The sequence below is a fragment of the Streptomyces sp. NRRL F-4489 genome (assembly GCF_001509485.1).
In the GTDB taxonomy this organism is placed as follows: domain Bacteria; phylum Actinomycetota; class Actinomycetes; order Streptomycetales; family Streptomycetaceae; genus Streptomyces.
Map to the genome: position 1 here is coordinate 1 of NZ_LLZI01000017.1, position 18,254 is coordinate 18,254.

Here is an 18,254-nt window from a genome sequence, read left to right on the forward strand (position 1 = left end):
AGGCGGGGGCGGGCGGGGGAGCCGGGGCGGTCCGTTCGACGGAGAGCTGGCCGGCGCCGACCGAGAGGTCCAGCTCGATCGTGCCGTGCGACCGTTCGCCCTTTTTGAGGCCCTGGGCGGGCAGGGTGACCGTCCGCTCTCGGTGCCCGGCGACGAGCTCCACGTCCCAGGAGTCCTCGCCCGGCAGCTGGATGTCGCCGACGCCGAGCGTGAGGTGCAGGGTGGCGGTGGCGTCCCGCGGCACCGTCACCCACAGCCGTCCGGCACTCACCTCCGCGCTGGAACGGACCGTGGTGCCGGGCTTCAGGGCGAGCCGCCCGAGATCCAGCCGGCCCTCCCCGGAGCCGACCACGTAGTGCGGCTGGACGGCGGCGACCGTGGCCGGGGTCCAGGTGCGCCGCTGCCATTCGGTGGTGACGCCGGGCGGCAGGGCCGTGGCCGCGGCCAGGAGGCCGGCCGTCAGCACCGTCAGGAAGACCGTGCCGCCGCCCGTGCGGCCCAGCCAGGCGCTGAGCAGCAGGCCCAGCCCGAACACCGCCAAGGCGCAGGCCAGCCCGGCCTGGAGGGCCGACGCCGGTGCGGCGTGCCGGGCGACGGCGAGCGCGGTGCCGGTGCCGGCCAGCGCGGCCAGCAGGAACGTCCGGCCGCCGATCCCGCCGCCGGCGGGGCGGACCGGCCGGGGCGGGGCAGCGGCGGGGCGCGGCGCCTGGGCGGGGGCGCCGGGGGACCAGCTGCCGCGCGGGCGGGGGCCGTTGGACACGCCGTGGGTGAAGTCGTAGGTGATGTCGAGCGGGGTGTCGTCCGGACCCCAGAGATAGACGCGGCGGATCGACGGCTCACCGGTGCGCGGATCGCGCCACCAGGACGGGGTGTTGGGCGCCGGGGGAGCGGTGGCCTCCGGCGGGGCGTCGGCGACCGCCTGGGCGGTGGCGGCGTCCACGGCCCCCGGGCCCTCGGCCCGTGCGCGCCGGCGCTGCCGGGACCAGTACGCGGCACCGGCCACGGCCAGCGTCACCATCAGGGCGAAGGACAGCATGCTGCCCTTGCCGAGCGTGGTCAGGAACAGCGCGCAGCCGGCCAGCGCGCACAGCAGGGCCGTCAGCGCCGAGCCCTCGACGCGGCCGGAGAGCAGGCGGCGGACCTCGTTCTCCTCCTCGTCGTCGAGGGGGATGAGCAGCCAGGCGAAGCCGTAGAAGAGGAGGCCGAGCCCGCCGATGGACAGCACGGCGAGCACGATCCGGAAGATCACCGGATCGACGTCCCACTGCCGGCCCAGCCCGCCGCACACGCCCGCGACGACCTTCTGCCGCCGGCTGCGGCGCAGCGGGGCGGGCGGCGGGGTGCTGCCGGCGGGGCCGGGGGCCGCCGGAGCGGCGGCGGGTGCGTCGTTCATGAGGCCATGGTGACAAGGGCGGCGCGGACGCGGTATCGGTGAAAACCCTGGCTGATCCCTGAGATCCCCCGAGACGACCCTGAGAGAACCCTGACGGCTCCCCGGGACGGCCGGTGCCGGGGAAGCGCCGACGGCGTACGGCGGGGCCGCACGCGGCCGGAGAGCGGGCCGTGCGCGACCGGCGGACGGGGGCACATACCGGAAAAAGACTCGTCACGGCGGTGGCCGAAGGGCTGTTCCGCGCCGCCGAAGACTATCGTTGCGCCCTGAATACGTACGGGTTTCCGGAGGGGCGTGCGGTGGCGGAGACGGCGTCGGTGGACGAGGGGCGACTGGTCGCCGGGCGATATCGCCTGCTCGAGCGGATAGGCCAAGGCGGGATGGGAACGGTCTGGCGGGCCCGGGACGAAGTCCTCGGGCGCCAGGTCGCGGTCAAGCGTCTGCACGTCTCGCCGCAGCTGGACGCCGACGAACTCGCCACCCGCCACGAACGCACCACCCGCGAGGCGCAGGCCGCCGCGCGCATCAACCACCCCAACGTCGTCAGTGTGCACGATGTCGTGGACGACGAGGGGCTGCCCTGCATCGTCATGGAGTACGTCCCCTCCACGACGCTCGGCGACGCCATCAAGAAGGCCGCCCGGACCGGCACTTACCTCGCGCCCCGGGAGGCCGCCCGGATCGGCCGCGGCATGATCGCCGCGCTGCGGGCCGCGCACTCCGCCGGTGTGCTGCACCGCGACGTCAAGCCCGGCAACGTCCTGCTCGGCGAGGAAGGCCGGGTCGTCCTCACCGACTTCGGGATCGCCGTCGCCACCGGCGCCTCCACCCTCACCAAGACCGGCGAACTGGTCGGCTCCATCGACTATCTGGCGCCGGAACGGGTCAAGGGCGGAACGCCCGGCCCCGCCTCGGACCTGTGGGCGCTGGGGGCGACGCTCTATCAGGCGGTCGAGGGGAAGCCCCCGTTCCGTAAACCCACCGCGGTCGAGACGGCGTACGCGATCGCCGTCGACCCGGTGGAGCCCCCGCGCAACGCCGGCCAGCTCGGACCGTTGATCGAGGCGCTGCTCGCCAAGGAGCCCGGCGACCGGCCCACCGCCGAGGTCGTCGAACAGGCCCTGCGGGCCGCGGAGGCCGAGGCGGAGACCGCGCTGATGGGCTGGCCCACGCTGGCCCTGGGAACGGTCGCCCGCGACCGGTCCGCCACCGACGACGCGTCCGAGGCGCCCACCCACCCGGTGGCGTCCGCCGCCGCACCGGCGGCCACCGGGCGCGACACCTCGGACGGCACCGGATACGGCACCGGACAGGGCACCAGGACCGCCACCGCCACCGGGACGACGGTCGGCAACGGGACCGCAGGGCACACGGCCCCGGGCCCGGCTACTGGGGTCGTCCGGCCGCCCGCCGCGCCCACCGCCGCGGGCGAGGGCACCGTGCCGGTGGCCGCCCCGCCCGGCGCGGTCACCGGCACCACCGCCGGCACCGGTACGGACGTGCTGACGGCCGGCGGCCCCGCGCCCCGGAGGCGGCGCGGCAAGGTCGTGGCCTGGAGCATCGCCGGCGTCCTGGTCGCCGGGGGCGGCGCCGGCGCGGCCTGGTACGTCACCCACCGCGACACCGGCACCGCGCAGAAGAGCGCCGCGGACACCGGCACCCCCGTCGTCCCCGGAGCGCCGCGCGCCAGCATCGGCCCGCCGCCGCCCCTCCCCGAGGGCTACCGCCAGGTCACGGAGAAGGACCTGGGAGTGACCTTCCCGGTGCCGGCGGACTGGAAGAGGCAGGTCCTGGACGGCGGGCGGCAGATCGTCTACTACTCGGACGCGGACCTGGCCCGGCTGACCCTCAACGCCCTGGACTTCTCGTCCGCCGACCAGGTGGAGCACTTCAAGAGCGTCGAGTCCGACCTGAAGGTGCAGTACCCCAGCTACAAGCGGCTCCGCCTCCAGGACACCATCTTCCAGGGCGACCCGGCCGCCATCTGGGAGTTCTCCTTCCAGGGCCGGGTCCGCGAGTACCGCGGCATCGACCTCGGCTTCGGGCGCGAGGGCGGCAAGGAATACGCGATCTACGTCTCCGCGCCGTCCGCGAACTGGCCGAAGTTCGAGCAGGTCTTCACCAACGTGAAGGACGGTTTCCGCAGGACCGCGGCGGGCTGAGCCGGCCCGGCGCGGGCCCGGCGATCCCCGGGAAAACCCTGAGCAAGGTCAGGGACGGCTCAGGGTGGTCCCTGATGTCCACGGCCCGCCGCGCGTGTGACGATCTGAGGCATGACCACAGCGCCACCCCGCGCCGAGCCGCTCCAGCCGCCGGCGCCGGACCCCGACGACCCGCCCGTGCGGAAGCTGTACCGCAGCGCCGAGGGGCGGCTGCTCGGCGGTGTCGCGCGCGGTCTCGCCGGCCACCTCGGGCTCCCCGTCTCGTGGGTGCGCATCGTCTTCCTGGCGCTGTTCATGGCCGACGGCATGGGCGCGCTGCTCTACGCCGCGTTCTGGTTCTTCGTCCCGCTCGGCGTCGGCGGTGTGGAGACCCGGCAGACCGCCGGGGAGGACAAGCGGCGGCTGCTGAGCCGCCGGCCCGACAAGGGCCAGGTCTTCGCCCTGATCGCCCTGCTGGTGGCGGCGTCGGTCGCGGCCTCCCGCTTCCAGCCGGGCCGGGCCCATGTCTATCTGTGGCCGGCGCTGCTCATCGGCGCCGGTGTCGCCCTGGTCTGGCGGCAGGCGGACAACTCCCGCCGCGCCCAGTGGCTGGAGCTCGGCCGCCGCAAGGGCACGCTGCCGATGGTGCGCGGCGCGGCCGGGGTGCTGCTGGTCGGCGCCGGGGTCACCGGCATCGTCGTGCTCCAGGGCTCGGTGCAGAATCTCGGCTCGGTCCTCCAGGCCGCGCTCGCCGTCCTCGTCGGCATCGCCCTGCTGGCCGGCCCCTATCTCGTCCGCATCACCCAGGACCTCTCCGAGGAGCGGCTGATGCGCATCCGCGCCCAGGAGCGCGCCGAGGTGGCCGCCCACGTCCACGACTCCGTCCTGCACACCCTCACCCTGATCCAGCGCAACGCCGACGATCCTCGGGAAGTGGCGCGGCTGGCCCGCGCCCAGGAGCGCGAGCTGCGCGCCTGGCTCTACAAGCCCGAGGGCCGCGGCAAGGACGAGGACGACCAGCCCGCGACGCTCGCCGAGGCGGTGCGGGCGGCCGCCGCCGAGGTCGAGGACCACCACGGCGTCCCCATCGAGGTCGTGGTCGTCGGCGACTGCCCGCTGGACGACGCGCTCGGCGCCCAGATACAGGCCGCGCGCGAGGCGATGGTCAACGCCGCCAAGTACGGTGGCGACGGCGGCGCCGTCCAGGTATTCGCCGAGGTCGAGGGCCGTACGGTCTTCGTGTCGGTGCGCGACCACGGCCCGGGTTTCGACCTCGACGCGGTCCCCGCGGACCGCATGGGCGTCCGGGAATCCATCATCGGACGGATGGAGCGCAACGGCGGCACCGCCCGGCTGCGCTCCGCGCCCGACGGCGGCACCGTCGTCGAGCTGGAGATGGAGCGCGCCGAGGAGCCCGCGCGCGCCGAGCGCCGCACCGGCGGGGAGGGGGAGCCGTGATGAGCGCGCCGGACCTGCCCGGCGGCGGCCGGGGGCGCCGCGACGGGACGGGGGATCATGACGGGGCAGACAGCGAAGGACGGACGGACGAGATGAGCAGCGACGACGCACAGCAGGCCGAGACCGAGGCCGGCGCGGGGGACCCGGAGCGCACCGTACGGGTCGTGCTGGTCGACGACCACCGGATGTTCCGCACGGGCGTCCAGGCCGAGATCGGCCGGACCGAGCAGACCCGGGTCGAGGTGGTCGGCGAGGCCGCCGACGTCGACCAGGCGATGACGGTGATCACCGCCACCCGCCCGGAGGTCGTTCTCCTGGACGTGCACCTCCCCGGGGGCGGCGGCGTGGAGGTGCTGCGCCGCAGCGCCGCGATGATGGCCGACCCTGAGCGGCCGGTGCGGTTCCTGGCGCTCTCGGTCTCCGACGCGGCCGAGGACGTCATCGGCGTGATCCGCGGCGGCGCCCGCGGCTACGTCACCAAGACGATCACCGGCACCGACCTGGTCAAGGCGATCTTCCGGGTCGCCGACGGCGACGCGGTCTTCTCCCCGCGGCTGGCCGGCTTCGTCCTGGACGCCTTCGCCTCCACGGACGCCCCGCCGGTCGACGAGGACATGGACCGCCTCACCCAGCGCGAGCGCGAGGTGCTGCGCCTGATCGCCCGCGGCTACGCCTACAAGGAGATCGCCAAGCAGCTGTTCATCTCCGTCAAGACGGTTGAGTCACATGTCTCGGCGGTGCTGCGCAAGCTCCAGCTGTCCAACCGCCATGAGCTGACCCGCTGGGCGGCGGCCCGACGACTGGTCTGACCTGCGCTTTCGCCGGTAAGTGGGCGGGCAGGGGCGGAAGATCGCCGGGTACGCGCGGTGCGGCAGGGAAGGAAGGGGCGCGTAAAGAAGGGTCAAAGACGGGCAACCAGGATCGCGCGGATCGCCATCTAAGGGCGCGGAGAGGCTCACTGCCCGAAGGCGGGGCCGGAACCACGCCCACGTCTACGTGCAATCCCTGGAAACGAGATCCCGATGAGTCTGACGGGCACGCCCTTCTTCCTCTTCTCGATCCTGCTGCTGATCATCGCCGTCATCCTGCCCTTCGCCCTCTGGGGGCGGGTCGCCGGACCGCGGCTGGTGAGGGGCCTGGCGCGGCTGCTGATGCTGCTGTTCGCCCAGGTCACCGCCATCACGGTGGTCTTCGTCATGGTCAACAACGCCAACAGCCTCTACGACAGCTGGGGCGACCTGCTGGGCACCAGCAGCCACATCGAGGCGGCCCGCAACCTCGGCCCGGACGGACTCGGCGGCAAGAACCTCAAGGACGAGCCCAAGGTCCGCCAGGACTTCCGGCCGGCCGACGACCCGGTGGTGGGCCCCGGCGTCCAGATGACCGACCTCAAGGGCCAGATCTCCGGCGTCAACGGCGAGGTGTACGTCTGGCTGCCGCCGCAGTACAACGACCCCGCCTACAAGGACAAGAAGTTCCCGGTGGTCGAGCTGCTCCCCGGCTACCCCGGCTCGGCCAAGTCCTGGATGGGGTCGCTGAAGGTCAACGAGCAGCTGGCACCGCTGATGCGCAGCGGCGCGGTCAAGCCGTTCATCCTGGTGGCGCCGCGGATGAACGTGCTGCCCAACGCCGACGCCGGCTGTGTGAACATCCCCGGCAAGGCCAACGCCGACAGCTGGCTCACCGTCGACGTCCGCCAGATGGTGATCGACAACTTCCGGGCCGGCGACAAGCCGGACTCCTGGGGCCTGGCCGGCTACTCGGCGGGCGCGCACTGCGCCACCAAGCTGGCGCTGGCCCACCCGGACCGCTACCGCGCGGCGGTGGGCATGTCCGGCTACAACGACCCGGCGATAGAGCGCGACTCGCTCGCCGGCAAGGACCCCAAGCTGCGCGTCGAGACCAACCCGATCCACATCCTCAAGTCCGCCAACGAGGCCGGGCGGCCGCCGCGCACCGCGCTGTACATCTCGGGTGCGAGCGGTGACGGCTACCAGGCCGGAATGGGGCTGAAGGAGCTGGCGAAGAAGCCGACGACGGTGACCGTCCAGCAGATCGCGGCGGGCGCGGGCGGACACACCGTGCCGGTGTGGAAGCGCCAAGTCCCCGAGATCTTCCGGTGGTTCGGGCTGTTCCTGCGGGCCTGAGGCCGGCCGCCCGGGCGGTGAGGCCGGCGGAATTCATCCTTCGGGTGAACTTCCGCCGGCCTTCTCGCATGCGGGCACAAATCCGCGAGGGGCGCCGTTCTCACTCATGACAGTGATTACTCACAGTGACGGGGGAATGGCGTATGTGGTGCGGTTCCGTGCAGGGACGGCGGCTGGGCCGGGCGGGTCGCGGCGGCGAAGGGAAGGGTGTCGATCCGGGCGAGTTCGACGGGCGTGCCGGGGCGCGGGGCGTGGATCATCGCGCCGCCGCCGACGCAGAGGCCCACATGGCTGATGCCGGAGTGGAAGAAGACCAGGTCGCCGGGGGCGAGGTGGTCGCGGGAGACGGGAGTTCCGCAGGCGATCTGGGTGTAGGTCGTGCGCGGCAGGATGATCCCGGCGGCCCGCCAGGCGGCCAGGGTCAGCCCCGAGCAGTCGTAGGCGGCCGGACCGGTCGCGCCCCAGGCGTACGGCTTGCCGAGCGCGCGGCGGGCGTAGGCGACGGCCCGGGCGGCGCGGTCGGCCTGATCGGCGCGGTCGGCGGGGTCCGCGCGGACCCCGGGGGCGGCCGCGACCGGCGGGGCGGCGAGCGCGGGCGCGGTGAGCGCCGGAGCGGTCCGCGGTGGGGCCGGTGGGGCCGGTGGCGGTGCGGTGAGCGCCGCGGGGCGGCCGCCGAGCCGGCGTACGCTGCCGAGCCGCCGGGCCCACCCCGCCACCGCGGTCGCCTGGTGGCCGCCCGCGCGCTCCAGTACGGTCGCGCCGTCCAGGCAGCGCTGCGGGTCCGCGGCGAGCAGCGGGCCGGGCCCGGGCGCGACCCGGGGGCCGGGTTGCGGGGCAAGCGGAGGCCGCTCGGCGGCTGTGGGGTGCGGCGCCATGGCGGCCGTCACTTCCTTCCCTGCGGGGTGAAGGCGACCGGCGGGCACCGGCCGGTCGTCCGGAGGAGGAAGCTAGCCCTGTGGTCACGGGTGCGAATCCCTTTGCCCGGGATTGCTCGTTTCCGACCGGCCGGCGCACGGAGCCGACCGGCCCGGGAGCCGTGGGACGGCCGGGATCGGTGGGCCCTGACCGAAGCGGGCATCCCGGCCGCCCTGCCGGAAAGGGCGTGCTATAGGGCCGATACGATCCCCCACTATGGACGTAGTAATCAATGTCGTCGTCGCCCTGCACATCATCGGTATCGCCTCCCTCCTGGGCGGCTTCCTGACCCAGATGAAGGCGATGGGCGCGGGCACCGCCCGCTTCGTGCCGGCGATGCTGCACGGCGCGCTGACGATGCTGGTCACCGGCATCGTGCTGGTCGGCCTCAACCAAATGCAGGGCCACTCGCTGAACAACATCAAGATCGGCGTCAAGATGGCCGTCCTGGTGGTGATCCTCGCGCTGGTCTACGTCAAGCGGGACGAGGAGAAGCTCCCCAAGCCGCTCTTCGGCGCGGTCGGCGGCCTGACGATGCTCAACATCTTCATCGCCCTGCTCTGGACCTGAGCACCGCCGAGCCCCTGGCCCCGCGTGTCACGCCGGGGCCGGGGCCGCTCGCCCTACGCCGGCCGCACGCTCCCGTAGACCGGCATGGCGGCGATCGACTCCACGCGCACGGCGGCGCCCGGGTGCGGGGCGTGGATCATCTTCCCGTCGCCGATGTACATCCCGACGTGGCTGATGTCGTTGTAGAAGAACACCAGGTCACCGGGGCGGAGATCACCGGTGGCGATCCGGGTGCCGGCCTTGACCTGATCCCAGGTCGTGCGCGGCAGGTCGACCCCGGCCGCCTTCCACGCCGCCTGGGTCAGCCCCGAGCAGTCGTAGGAGTTCGGGCCGGTCGCGCCCCAGACGTACGGCTTGCCCATCTGCGCGCGGGCGAAGGCCAGCGCCTTCTGCGCCTTCGTGCCGTACGTGCCGTCCGGCGCGCCGCCGTCGGACGTACCGCCGCCGGAGCCGTGGCCGGCCCCGCTCCCCGGCTGCGGCGGCTGCTCGCCGGCGTGGCGGTGGGCCTCCTCCTCGGCCTTGCGGCGGGCCTCCGCCTCCTTGCGGCGCTCCAGCTCGGCCAGCCGCGCCTTCTCCTCGGCGGTCAGCCGGGACAGCAGCTGCCGGGCCTCGGCCAGCTTCGCCTGGACGGACTGCTTGGTCTCCCTGAGCGCCGCCTGCGACTGCTGGAGGCTCTCCAGGCTGCGGGTCGCCTCGGCCCGCCGGCGGGTGGCCGCCGCGGCCTGCTCCTGATAGTCGGTGATCACCTGCTTCTGCCGGCCGGTCAGCCGCTCCATCAGGTGATTGCGGTCGACGAACTGCTGCGGATCCTTGGCCAGGATCAGCTGGGCGGTCGGGCTGATCCCGCCGGTCTGGTACTGCGCCGAGGCGAACGCCCCCAACCGGCGCCGGGACTCGTTCATCCGCTCCGCGCGCCGGGCCGCCTCGTCCAGCAGCCGGTTCACGGTGCGCTGCCGGCTCTCCGCCTTCTCCTTGGCGGCGTCGTACTTCTGCGTGGCCACCTCGGCCTCCCGGTAGAGGCCGTCGACCTTCCGCTTCACTTCCTCGACGGAGGGCCGCGGCGCCTTCGGGGCGGCGTTCGCGGTCTGCGACAGCAGCGTCACCGACGCGAGCGCGGCGGTGGTCAGCCCGGCCGCCGTACGACGGCCGCCGGGCGTGGAGAGCAAGGGGGTGCGCGGCTTGCGGTGGGACGCCAAGGCCGGCGACTCCTTCCGTGGACCGCCTACCGGGTGCGAGGGGGATCCCCCGGCCCGTTCCAGGGCTGGGGGAGGGTTCGGGCGGGTGTGCTGACGGAAGGCTTGCCCTTCGGCCGATACGTCCGCCGGCGACGGGCGTACGGGCCGATTCACCCCGGTGGTGCCGGTGGTTCCCCGGCTCCGGATGCCTGGTGGCAGGGCCGGACTCGGCGGGGGCGGCCCGTGCGGACCCTGTCGTCCGCGGGGACGGCGGGCTGCCCGAGCGAGACCGTAGCCAACTCGTGTGGTCCCTGTGAAGGCTGGTGGTCGATATGCCCGAAACCTTTTCGTGACCTGATCGTGAGGGGTCCCCGGGTTTGCGTCCGGTGTCGGGCAGGAGCGCACGGACCGGGCCAGGAGCGGGCAATCCGCCGCCGCGGGACCGGTTGTCAGTCCGGCGGCCTAGACTCGGTGGGCGATGAGCAGCCTCTTTGACGACAGCTTCCTGGCGGATCTCGGCCCCCCGGGCGAGGAGCCCCCGCCGCCCCCCGAGGACGGGCACGGCCCGGCCCCGGAGGAGGTTCCCGCTGACCTCTTCGGCGGGAGGTTCGACGCGCCCGTGCCCAGGGAGCCGTACTACCGCGACGGCGCCGCCCGCCCGGCCATCGACCCGGCGGCGCTCCTCGCGGGGCTCAACGACCAGCAGAAGGCCGCCGTGGTGCACAGCGGCAGCCCGCTGCTGATCGTCGCCGGCGCGGGCTCCGGCAAGACCCGGGTGCTCACCCACCGCATCGCCCACCTCCTGGCCGAGCGCCACGTCCACCCCGGCCAGATCCTCGCGATCACGTTCACCAACAAGGCCGCGGGCGAGATGAAGGAGCGCGTCGAGGAGCTGGTCGGCCCGCGGGCGAACGCCATGTGGGTCTCCACGTTCCACAGCGCCTGTGTGCGGATCCTGCGCCGGGAGTCCAAGAAGCTCGGCTTCACCTCGTCCTTCTCGATCTACGACGCGGCCGACTCCAAGCGCCTGATGGCCCTGGTCTGCCGCGACCTCGACCTGGACCCCAAGCGCTTCCCGCCCAAGTCGTTCAGCGCGAAGATCTCCAACCTCAAGAACGAGCTCATCGACGAGGAGACCTTCGCGGGGACGGCCGCCGACGGCTTCGAGAAGACCCTGGCCGAGGCGTACGCGATGTACCAAGCGCGGCTGCGCGAGGCCAACGCCCTGGACTTCGACGACATCATCATGACGACGGTCCACCTGCTCCAGGCGTTCCCGGACGTCGCCGAGCACTACCGCCGCCGCTTCCGCCACGTCCTCGTCGACGAGTACCAGGACACCAACCACGCCCAGTACACCCTCGTCCGCGAGCTGGTCGGCCCCGGCACCGCCGAGACGCCCGCCGCCGAGCTGTGCGTGGTCGGCGACGCCGACCAGTCGATCTACGCCTTCCGCGGCGCCACGATCCGCAACATCCTCCAGTTCGAGGAGGACTACCCGGACGCCACCACGATCCTACTGGAGCAGAACTACCGCTCCTCGCAGACCATCCTCTCCGCCGCCAACGCCGTCATCGAGCGCAACGAGAACCGCCGCCCCAAGAACCTCTGGACGGACGCCGGCGCCGGCCCCAAGATCACCGGCTATGTCGCCGACACCGAGCACGACGAGGCCCAGTTCGTCGCCGACGAGATCGACCGGCTCACCGACGCCGGCGACGCCAAGGCCGGCGACGTCGCGGTCTTCTACCGCACCAACGCCCAGTCCCGGGTCTTCGAGGAGATCTTCATCCGGGTCGGGCTGCCCTACAAGGTCGTCGGCGGTGTGCGCTTCTACGAGCGCAAAGAGGTCCGCGACATCCTCGCCTACCTCCGCGTGCTCGCCAACCCCGAGGACGCCGTCCCGCTGCGCCGGATCCTCAACGTCCCCAAGCGCGGTATCGGCGACCGCGCCGAGGCGATGATCGAGGCGCTGGCGCTGCGCGAGAAGATCACCTTCCCGCAGGCGCTGCGCCGGGTCGACGAGGCGTACGGCATGGCCGCCCGCTCCGCCAACGCCGTCAAGCGGTTCAACGCCCTGATGGAGGAGTTGCGGACGATCGTGGAATCCGGGGCCGGCCCCGCCACGGTCCTGGAAGCCGTCATGGAGCGCACCGGCTATCTCGCCGAGCTCCAGTCGTCCACCGACCCCCAGGACGAGACCCGCGTCGAGAACCTCCAGGAACTCGCCTCGGTGGCCCTGGAGTTCGAGCAGGAGCGCGACGAGGAGAATCCCGGCACGCTCGCCGAGTTCCTGGAGCAGGTCGCCCTGGTCGCCGACTCCGACCAGATCCCCGACGCGGACGACGAGGGCGCCGGCGTGATCACGCTGATGACCCTGCACACCGCCAAGGGCCTGGAGTTCCCGGTCGTCTTCCTGACCGGCATGGAGGACGGCGTCTTCCCGCATATGCGCGCCCTCGGCCAGACCAAGGAGCTGGAGGAGGAGCGCCGGCTCGCCTACGTCGGCATCACCCGCGCCCGCGAGCGGCTCTACGTCACCCGCTCCACGATGCGCAGCGCCTGGGGCCAGCCCTCGTACAACCCGGCCTCGCGCTTCCTGGAGGAGATCCCGGACGAGTACGTGGAGTGGAAGCGGACCGGTCCGGCGACGCCCTCCGCGTCCATGGGCGGCCTGACCTCGGGCGGTTCGCGCGGTTCCGGTGGTTCGGGCGGCGGCGGATTCGGCGGCGGGATCGGCGGGTCGCTGTCGTCGGCGCGGGCCAAGGGGCCGAGCGGGTTCGCGACCCGGCGCGCCCAGGACCGCCCGGTGGTCGCGCTGGCCATCGGCGACCGCGTCACCCACGACAGCTTCGGCCTCGGCACCGTCGTCGCCGTCAAGGGCAGCGGGGACAACGCCGAGGCGACCATCGACTTCGGCGGTGAGAAGCCCAAGCGGCTGCTGCTGCGGTACGCGCCGGTGGAGAAGCTCTAAGAGAGGTGTACGGGGCCGCGCCGAGCGGGCTGCGGGGCCCCGGGCTCTCCGGGCGGGGTGCTCAGTACGGGTTCAGGCCGTGCGCGCGCAGCCACGGGATCGGGTCGACCGCCGCGCCGCCGCCCGGCCGCACCTCGAAGTGCAGATGCGGGCCGGTGGAGTTGCCGGAGTTGCCGGAGTAGGCGATGGTGTCGCCGGCCTTGACCGACCCGGACCGGATCTTGGTGCTGCTCAGGTGGCAGTACCACGTCTCGGTGCCGTCCGGCGCCGTCACGATCGCCATGTTGCCGTAGGCGGAGTTCCACTGCGTGCGGACCGTGCCGTCGGTGGCGGCCATGACCGGCGTGCCGTAGCTGACCGGGAAGTCGATGCCGGTGTGCACCGACATCCAGTTCACGCCGGCCTGGCCGAAGAGCGCGCTCAGCCCGTGCTGGGTGACCGGCAGCACGAACTTCGGCCGCATCGCCTCCTTGCGGGCCGCCTCCTCCGCCTTGCGCCTGCGCTCCTGCTCCTGGCGCTCCCTGAGGTCCAGCCGCTCCTGGGTGCGGCTGGCCCGGTCGCGGAAGTCCTGGGCGCTGGCGCTGAGTCCGGCGAGCTGGGAGTCCAGTTTCTTGTTGGCGGCGGTGCTCCGCTGCACGGCACCGGCGTCCGGGGCGGTGTGCGCCGCCGCCTCGTCCTTGCTGTCCCCGCCGAACTGGCTGACCGAGGCGGCGGCCGCCGCGCAGACGCCCATCGCGGCCACCGAGGGGACGGCGACGGTCAGCAGCGCCGAGCGCTTGGCCTGGCGGCGCCGGCTGCGGCCGCCGCCGCGGACCGCCTTGCCGGCCGTGGCGCCGGCCGGGGTGCCGCCGCTCCGCCGGGAGGACCGGACGGGTTCGTCGGAGGTGTTGGCCGGCTCGTCGGGGAGGGCGGTGACCGGCATCGCCTGGGTCATCGCGTCGGCGATCGACGCCGGGCCGGAGTCGGAGTCGGAGGCGGACCGGGGGGCGGAGCCGGTGGCTTCGGCGTCCGGCCGCGCGTCCTCGTGGGCCGCTTCCTCGGCGAAGGCGGCCGGCGCGGCGTCCCACACCACGGTGTCGTCCGCGGGCGGGCCCGGCTGGGCCGGGATGCCGGGGGCGAGGCCGGCCGGCAGGTCCGCGTAGTCCGTGGTCGACCAGACCGCGGTGGCCTCGTAACCGACCGGCTCCTGGAGGACGGTGGCGGCTGCCGCGAAGGCGGCGCCGTCGTGGGCCGGGGCGCCGTAGCCGGTGCCGTACGCGTCGGTGCCGTACGCGGCGGTGTAACCCCCGGTGGCGTACGGGTCGGTGGCGCCGCCGTCACCGTACGCGGCGCCGGTCGCGCTGCCGTACGTGCCGGAGTCGTACGCCGCCCCGCCGCCGTCGTAGCCGCTGCCGGGAGCACCGTCGTGGCCCGCGCCGCCGTCGTACGCCGCCGTGCCGTAGCCGGTGCCGTACGCGGCCGCGTCGCCGCCGCCGTAGCCCTGGCCGTCGTACGCGGGGGTGGCGTAGCCGGGTGCGTCGTAGGCGGTGGGCGCGTACGGGTCGTAGCCGGTGGTCCCGTAGGTGCCGGTGTCGTAGCCGGAGCTGTCGTAGGACGTGCCCTCGTAAGGCGTGGCGTCGTATGCGGTGGTGTCGTAGGTGCCGGTGCCGTACGCGGCGGTGTCGTACGCCGCGGTGGGGTAAGCGCCGGTGGCGTAGGTGTCGGCGGGGTGGCCGCCTGGGGCGTAGGCGCCCTGGTCGTAGCCGCCGGGGTGCGAACCGAAGAGGGGGTCGTCGTCGCCGTATGCCGGGGCGTGCGCGCGGGAGGCATCGGAAGCGGGGGCGGTCGGAAGCTGAGCCCCTGACGGGTGACGGTCGTCCACCAACTTCTCTTTCGCCTCGGCTGCAGGAGAATTAGCGGCGACTGTACCCGGCGGTACGCGACGGCGACAATCTTCCCGAGGTTTCGGGCTCGGCGACGCCGGGCATCCGGGCGCTCTCCAGCCGTACGCAGAGGGAAACTTGGCGGTGCGTTCGAGGATCGTTCGATGCGGTGGCGGGGCAGGCCGGTGGCATAGATGGCGATTCCGGAACGAATGCCGCGACGAATGCGCGACGGACGCGCGCCGGATGCCGTTCAGGCCACCGATATCGCTTGTCGGCTGGAATGGTGCGCTCCGGGGGAGGCCAGGGCGGCGCGGACTCCGGCCGCCACGGTGGCGTTGACCGGCAGCGTCAGATGGCCCACGCCGGCAATGCGGACGTTCACCGCCTCCAGATCGGGGTGGTCGACGCGCGCGGTGGTGGCCGGAACCATCACCTGGTCCGCCTCGCTCCAGAACGCCACGAACCGCGTCCGGCAGTGCGGCGCCGGGCGCGCCAACTCCGCGAACACCGCGGAACCGGGGCGCATCTGGCGGACGAGCGGATGGGCCGACATCAGTGGCGCGACACGGGTGCCGGAATGCGGGGTGCCGAGCGTGACCAGCGTCCGGACCCGGGCGTCGCCGCCGCGCCGCTGCACGTAATAGCGGGCGATCAGGCCGCCCAGGCTGTGGCCGACGACGTCCACCCGGCCGTGGCCGGTCCGGGCGCACAGCTCCTCCACATGGCGGCCCAGCAGCTCCGCGGCCCGGCGCAGATCGCAGGTCAGCGGGGAGTAGTTGAGCGCTTCGACGTGGCGCCAGCCGTGGCGGTGCAGCGAGCGGCGCAGCAGGACGAAGACCGAGCGGTTGTCGATGAAGCCGTGGAGCAGCAGCACCGGCGGGTGGGCGCGGCCCTCGGTGGGGAGCCGGGCCGCGGAACCGTCCGCCGGGGGCGCGGGCAGCGGCCGCTCCTGGACGATACCGGTCGGATAGAGCGCCAGATGCGCGGCGAGCACCGCCAGATCGACCAGCGTGCTGCGGAGGAGGGGGAGAGAGGGGGCGGGAAGGGATGTGGAGAGAACGGGCAGCGCGCCCATGGCCGACCTCCCGAACGGCATGCGGAAGGCGGCGGTGGCCCCCGTATGCCCTCGTGGGAAGCCGTGAGCGGCGATGGCGGTGCGGCGGCGGCCCGCGCGGTGGCCCGGCTGCGGCTCCCCGGGCGCCCGGACCGCGCGCACCGCGCCGGAGGAACCCGGCGGCGGTGCGGCGCGCGGCACGCGGCGCATGACGAATGTGTCCCGTGTGTGATTTCCCCCTCGCCGGATGTCACGAAACGGCTGCGTACGGGATGCTGTAGATAACGTTCGTTCACGCTCGTGGCCGCCGGATCGCGGTGGCGCGACCGAATGTCGGCTCGGCGGCACCGCCTCGGCGGCGCCGCGCATGGCTTGGAGGCAGTGATGAGTGTGGCGCGTCAAGACGGGACGCAGACGGAGGGCCGGAGCGCGGCGGGCCGGTCGGGGCCGATCCGGATCGTCGTCGCCAAGCCGGGGCTCGACGGGCACGACCGGGGCGCCAAGGTCATCGCCCGGGCGCTGCGGGACGCCGGGATGGAGGTGATCTACACCGGGCTGCACCAGACGCCGGAGCAGATCGTCGACACCGCGATCCAGGAGGACGCCGACGCGATCGGGCTGTCCATCCTCTCCGGGGCGCACAACACCCTCTTCGCGAAGGTGCTCGCCCTCCTGGAGGAGCGCGACGCCGCGGACATCAAGGTCTTCGGCGGCGGCATCATCCCCGAGGCGGACATCGCCCCGCTGAAGGAGCAGGGCGTCGCGGAGATCTTCACGCCGGGCGCGACCACCGCCTCGATCGTGGAATGGGTCAACGCCAACGTCCGCCCGCTGGCGGTCTGACCGCGCCGCGGAGCCGCCCGCCGCCCGGTGGCACCGGGCGGGCCGGGCGGTCATGACGGCTCCCCGGCCAGCTCGGCGTGCAGGGTGGCGCGCAGCCGGAGGGTGCCGACCAGGCGCTGGAACGCCTCGGACCAGTAGCCGCCGGAGCCCGGGGAGGCGCCCTCGGGCTCCTCGGTCGCGGCGGTGAGCAGCTCCAGCCGGCCGGCCGCGGCCGGGTCCAGGCACCGCTCGGCCAGGCCCATCACCCCGCTGAAACTCCACGGATAGCTGCCGGCGTCCCGGGCGATGTCCAGCGCGTCGATCACCGCCCGGCCCAGCGGCTCGGACCAGGGCACCGCGCAGACCCCCAGCATCCGGAACGCGTCCGAGAGACCGTGCACCGCGATGAACTCGGCCACCCAGCACGCGCGTTCGTCACCCGGGAGCACCGTCAGCAGCTTCGTCAGATCCCGGGACGAACCGGCCGGAGCCAGCTCGGCGGCGGCCTGCTCCGGATCGCCGGGGGAGCCCAGCAGTGCCCGCGCCCACGCCGCGTCGCGCTGCCGGACCGCGGCCCGGCACCAGGCGTCGTGCAGCTCGGTGCGCCGGCCGTCGGCCACCGGGAGCGCGACGATCTCCGCCGGGGTGCGGCCACCGAGGTGGCCGGACCAGCGGTCCAGCGGCGTCGCCTCGACCAACTGGCCCAGCCACCAGGCTCGTTCCCCCCGGCCGGACGGCGGCCGCTCGGTGACGCCGTCCCGGCGCATCCCGGCGTCGCAGGCGCGCGGCGGGTCGACGGCGATGACCTCCGGGCTACCGGGGTCCGGGCCGCCGGGGGCCGGGCCGCCGGGCACCCGGCTCTCGGCGTCCGGGCGGGCCAGGCGGACGCAGGCCAGGCTGCGCTCGGCCATCCGGGCCGCGAGGGCGGAGCCGGGCAGCGCGGAGAGCAGCGCGGCGGCGGTGGCACGAACGGTGCGGCTGCGGTCGGACAGCGCCTGCTCCAGGAACGGCTCGTCGGACGCTGTCAGCGCCTCGCCCAGGCAGTCCAGGAACAGCATCCGGTCCTCGGCCCGCTCGGTCGCCCAGGTGGCGGCGAGCAGTGCGAGACCGGCCTGCGGGTCGCGGCGGCGTACGGCGGTCAGCAGGGCGACCCGCTCGGCGAACAGGCCCTCCTCCCACTGCCGCCGCACCGCCTCGGGGGCGCCGCCGTCCGGCAGCGCCAACGGGCCGGCGGTACCGCGCAGGGCGAACTTCCAGTCGTCGTTGAGCCGCGCCAGCCACCGGCCCCGGGGACCGGCCAGGGCCAGGACGGCGGCGCGCAGGTCCGTCCGGGCCCGGGCGGCGTCCAGCAGCGCGGGGAGCAGCGCCTCGGGGGCGCGGTAGCCGTGCGCGCCGGCGGCGGCCAGCCACTGGGGCAGCAGCTCGGTCAGATCGGGGTCCGTGCCGCGCCGCCCCTCGGAACCCGGGCCGCGGTCGGCGAGCAGCAGCGCCAGCCGGCGCCGGGCGGCCGGGGGCGGTGCGGGGCGCGGGTCGGCGGGGGCCGGGGCGGGCCGTTCACCGGCCGGCGCGGGGCGCAGCGCGGCGCGCCGCCGGACGGTGCTCACCGCGGCGGCGTCCAGCAGCGCCGCGGCGGGGCTCTGCCCGGGCCGTACGGCCACCGGCGGGGTGCGCCGCCCGGTACCGAGCAGGGCGGCCCGCACCAGGTCGGGCCAGGGGGCGGGGGTGGGGTCGGGCGCCGGT

The 18,254-nt window shown here is 74.1% G+C and carries 13 protein-coding genes; 7 read left to right on the forward strand and 6 right to left on the reverse strand.

The features are described from left to right. Positions 1-1,393 (reverse strand): PspC domain-containing protein (locus ADL22_RS03345; protein ID WP_066973646.1); only part of this gene is annotated, 1,393 nt, incomplete at its 3' end. A gap of 299 nt (positions 1,394-1,692) precedes the next feature. On the opposite strand from ADL22_RS03345, the gene ADL22_RS03350 reads away from it, so the two are divergent. The 4 genes from ADL22_RS03350 to ADL22_RS03365 all read left to right on the forward strand — a co-directional run bounded on the left by ADL22_RS03350 (position 1,693) and on the right by ADL22_RS03365 (position 7,139). Next, positions 1,693-3,555, forward strand: a complete 1,863-nt coding sequence (locus ADL22_RS03350; protein ID WP_066973648.1) for a serine/threonine-protein kinase — start codon at positions 1,693-1,695, stop codon at positions 3,553-3,555. A 111-nt stretch (positions 3,556-3,666) separates the two neighbouring features. Beyond that, positions 3,667-4,992, forward strand: coding sequence for an ATP-binding protein (locus ADL22_RS03355; RefSeq protein ID WP_066973649.1), 1,326 nt, complete (start codon positions 3,667-3,669; stop codon positions 4,990-4,992). A 92-nt stretch (positions 4,993-5,084) separates the two neighbouring features. After that, on the forward strand, positions 5,085-5,801 hold the full coding sequence (locus ADL22_RS03360) for a LuxR C-terminal-related transcriptional regulator (protein ID WP_066973651.1): 717 nt from the start codon (positions 5,085-5,087) through the stop codon (positions 5,799-5,801). 213 nt (positions 5,802-6,014) lie between these two features. Beyond that, positions 6,015-7,139: an alpha/beta hydrolase gene (locus ADL22_RS03365; protein ID WP_066973653.1), complete on the forward strand. Its 1,125-nt coding sequence runs from the start codon at positions 6,015-6,017 to the stop codon at positions 7,137-7,139. Between the two features lie 116 nt (positions 7,140-7,255). On the opposite strand, the gene ADL22_RS03370 is transcribed toward ADL22_RS03365, so the two are convergent. Continuing rightward, positions 7,256-8,014 carry a C40 family peptidase gene (locus tag ADL22_RS03370; RefSeq protein WP_066973655.1) on the reverse strand — a complete coding sequence of 253 codons (759 nt, stop codon included), beginning with the start codon at positions 8,012-8,014 and terminating at the stop codon, positions 7,256-7,258. Between the two features lie 256 nt (positions 8,015-8,270). Between ADL22_RS03370 and ADL22_RS03375 the strand changes: the two genes are divergently transcribed. Then, complete coding sequence (locus tag ADL22_RS03375) at positions 8,271-8,624, forward strand: hypothetical protein (RefSeq protein ID WP_066973657.1); 354 nt, start codon at positions 8,271-8,273, stop codon at positions 8,622-8,624. Positions 8,625-8,677: 53 nt separating this feature from the next. Here ADL22_RS03375 and ADL22_RS03380 read toward each other — a convergent pair whose 3' ends face one another. Then, positions 8,678-9,820, reverse strand: a complete 1,143-nt coding sequence (locus tag ADL22_RS03380) for a C40 family peptidase (RefSeq protein ID WP_066973660.1) — start codon at positions 9,818-9,820, stop codon at positions 8,678-8,680. A gap of 457 nt (positions 9,821-10,277) precedes the next feature. Between ADL22_RS03380 and pcrA the strand changes: the two genes are divergently transcribed. Then, a complete protein-coding gene (gene pcrA / locus ADL22_RS03385) occupies positions 10,278-12,773 on the forward strand; it encodes a DNA helicase PcrA (RefSeq protein ID WP_066973662.1) in 2,496 nt (831 codons plus the stop codon). A 61-nt stretch (positions 12,774-12,834) separates the two neighbouring features. Here pcrA and ADL22_RS03390 read toward each other — a convergent pair whose 3' ends face one another. Further along, positions 12,835-14,634: a M23 family metallopeptidase gene (locus ADL22_RS03390; protein ID WP_066973664.1), complete on the reverse strand. Its 1,800-nt coding sequence runs from the start codon at positions 14,632-14,634 to the stop codon at positions 12,835-12,837. A gap of 254 nt (positions 14,635-14,888) precedes the next feature. Continuing rightward, positions 14,889-15,713, reverse strand: coding sequence for an alpha/beta fold hydrolase (locus tag ADL22_RS03395; protein WP_066973670.1), 825 nt, complete (start codon positions 15,711-15,713; stop codon positions 14,889-14,891). Positions 15,714-16,076: 363 nt separating this feature from the next. Between ADL22_RS03395 and ADL22_RS03400 the strand changes: the two genes are divergently transcribed. Beyond that, a complete protein-coding gene (locus ADL22_RS03400) occupies positions 16,077-16,535 on the forward strand; it encodes a cobalamin B12-binding domain-containing protein (RefSeq protein WP_066973666.1) in 459 nt (152 codons plus the stop codon). A gap of 50 nt (positions 16,536-16,585) precedes the next feature. On the opposite strand, the gene ADL22_RS03405 is transcribed toward ADL22_RS03400, so the two are convergent. Continuing rightward, on the reverse strand, positions 16,586-18,214 hold the full coding sequence (locus tag ADL22_RS03405; RefSeq protein ID WP_066973667.1) for a DUF5691 domain-containing protein: 1,629 nt from the start codon (positions 18,212-18,214) through the stop codon (positions 16,586-16,588). Between the last annotated feature and the right edge of the window lie 40 nt (positions 18,215-18,254).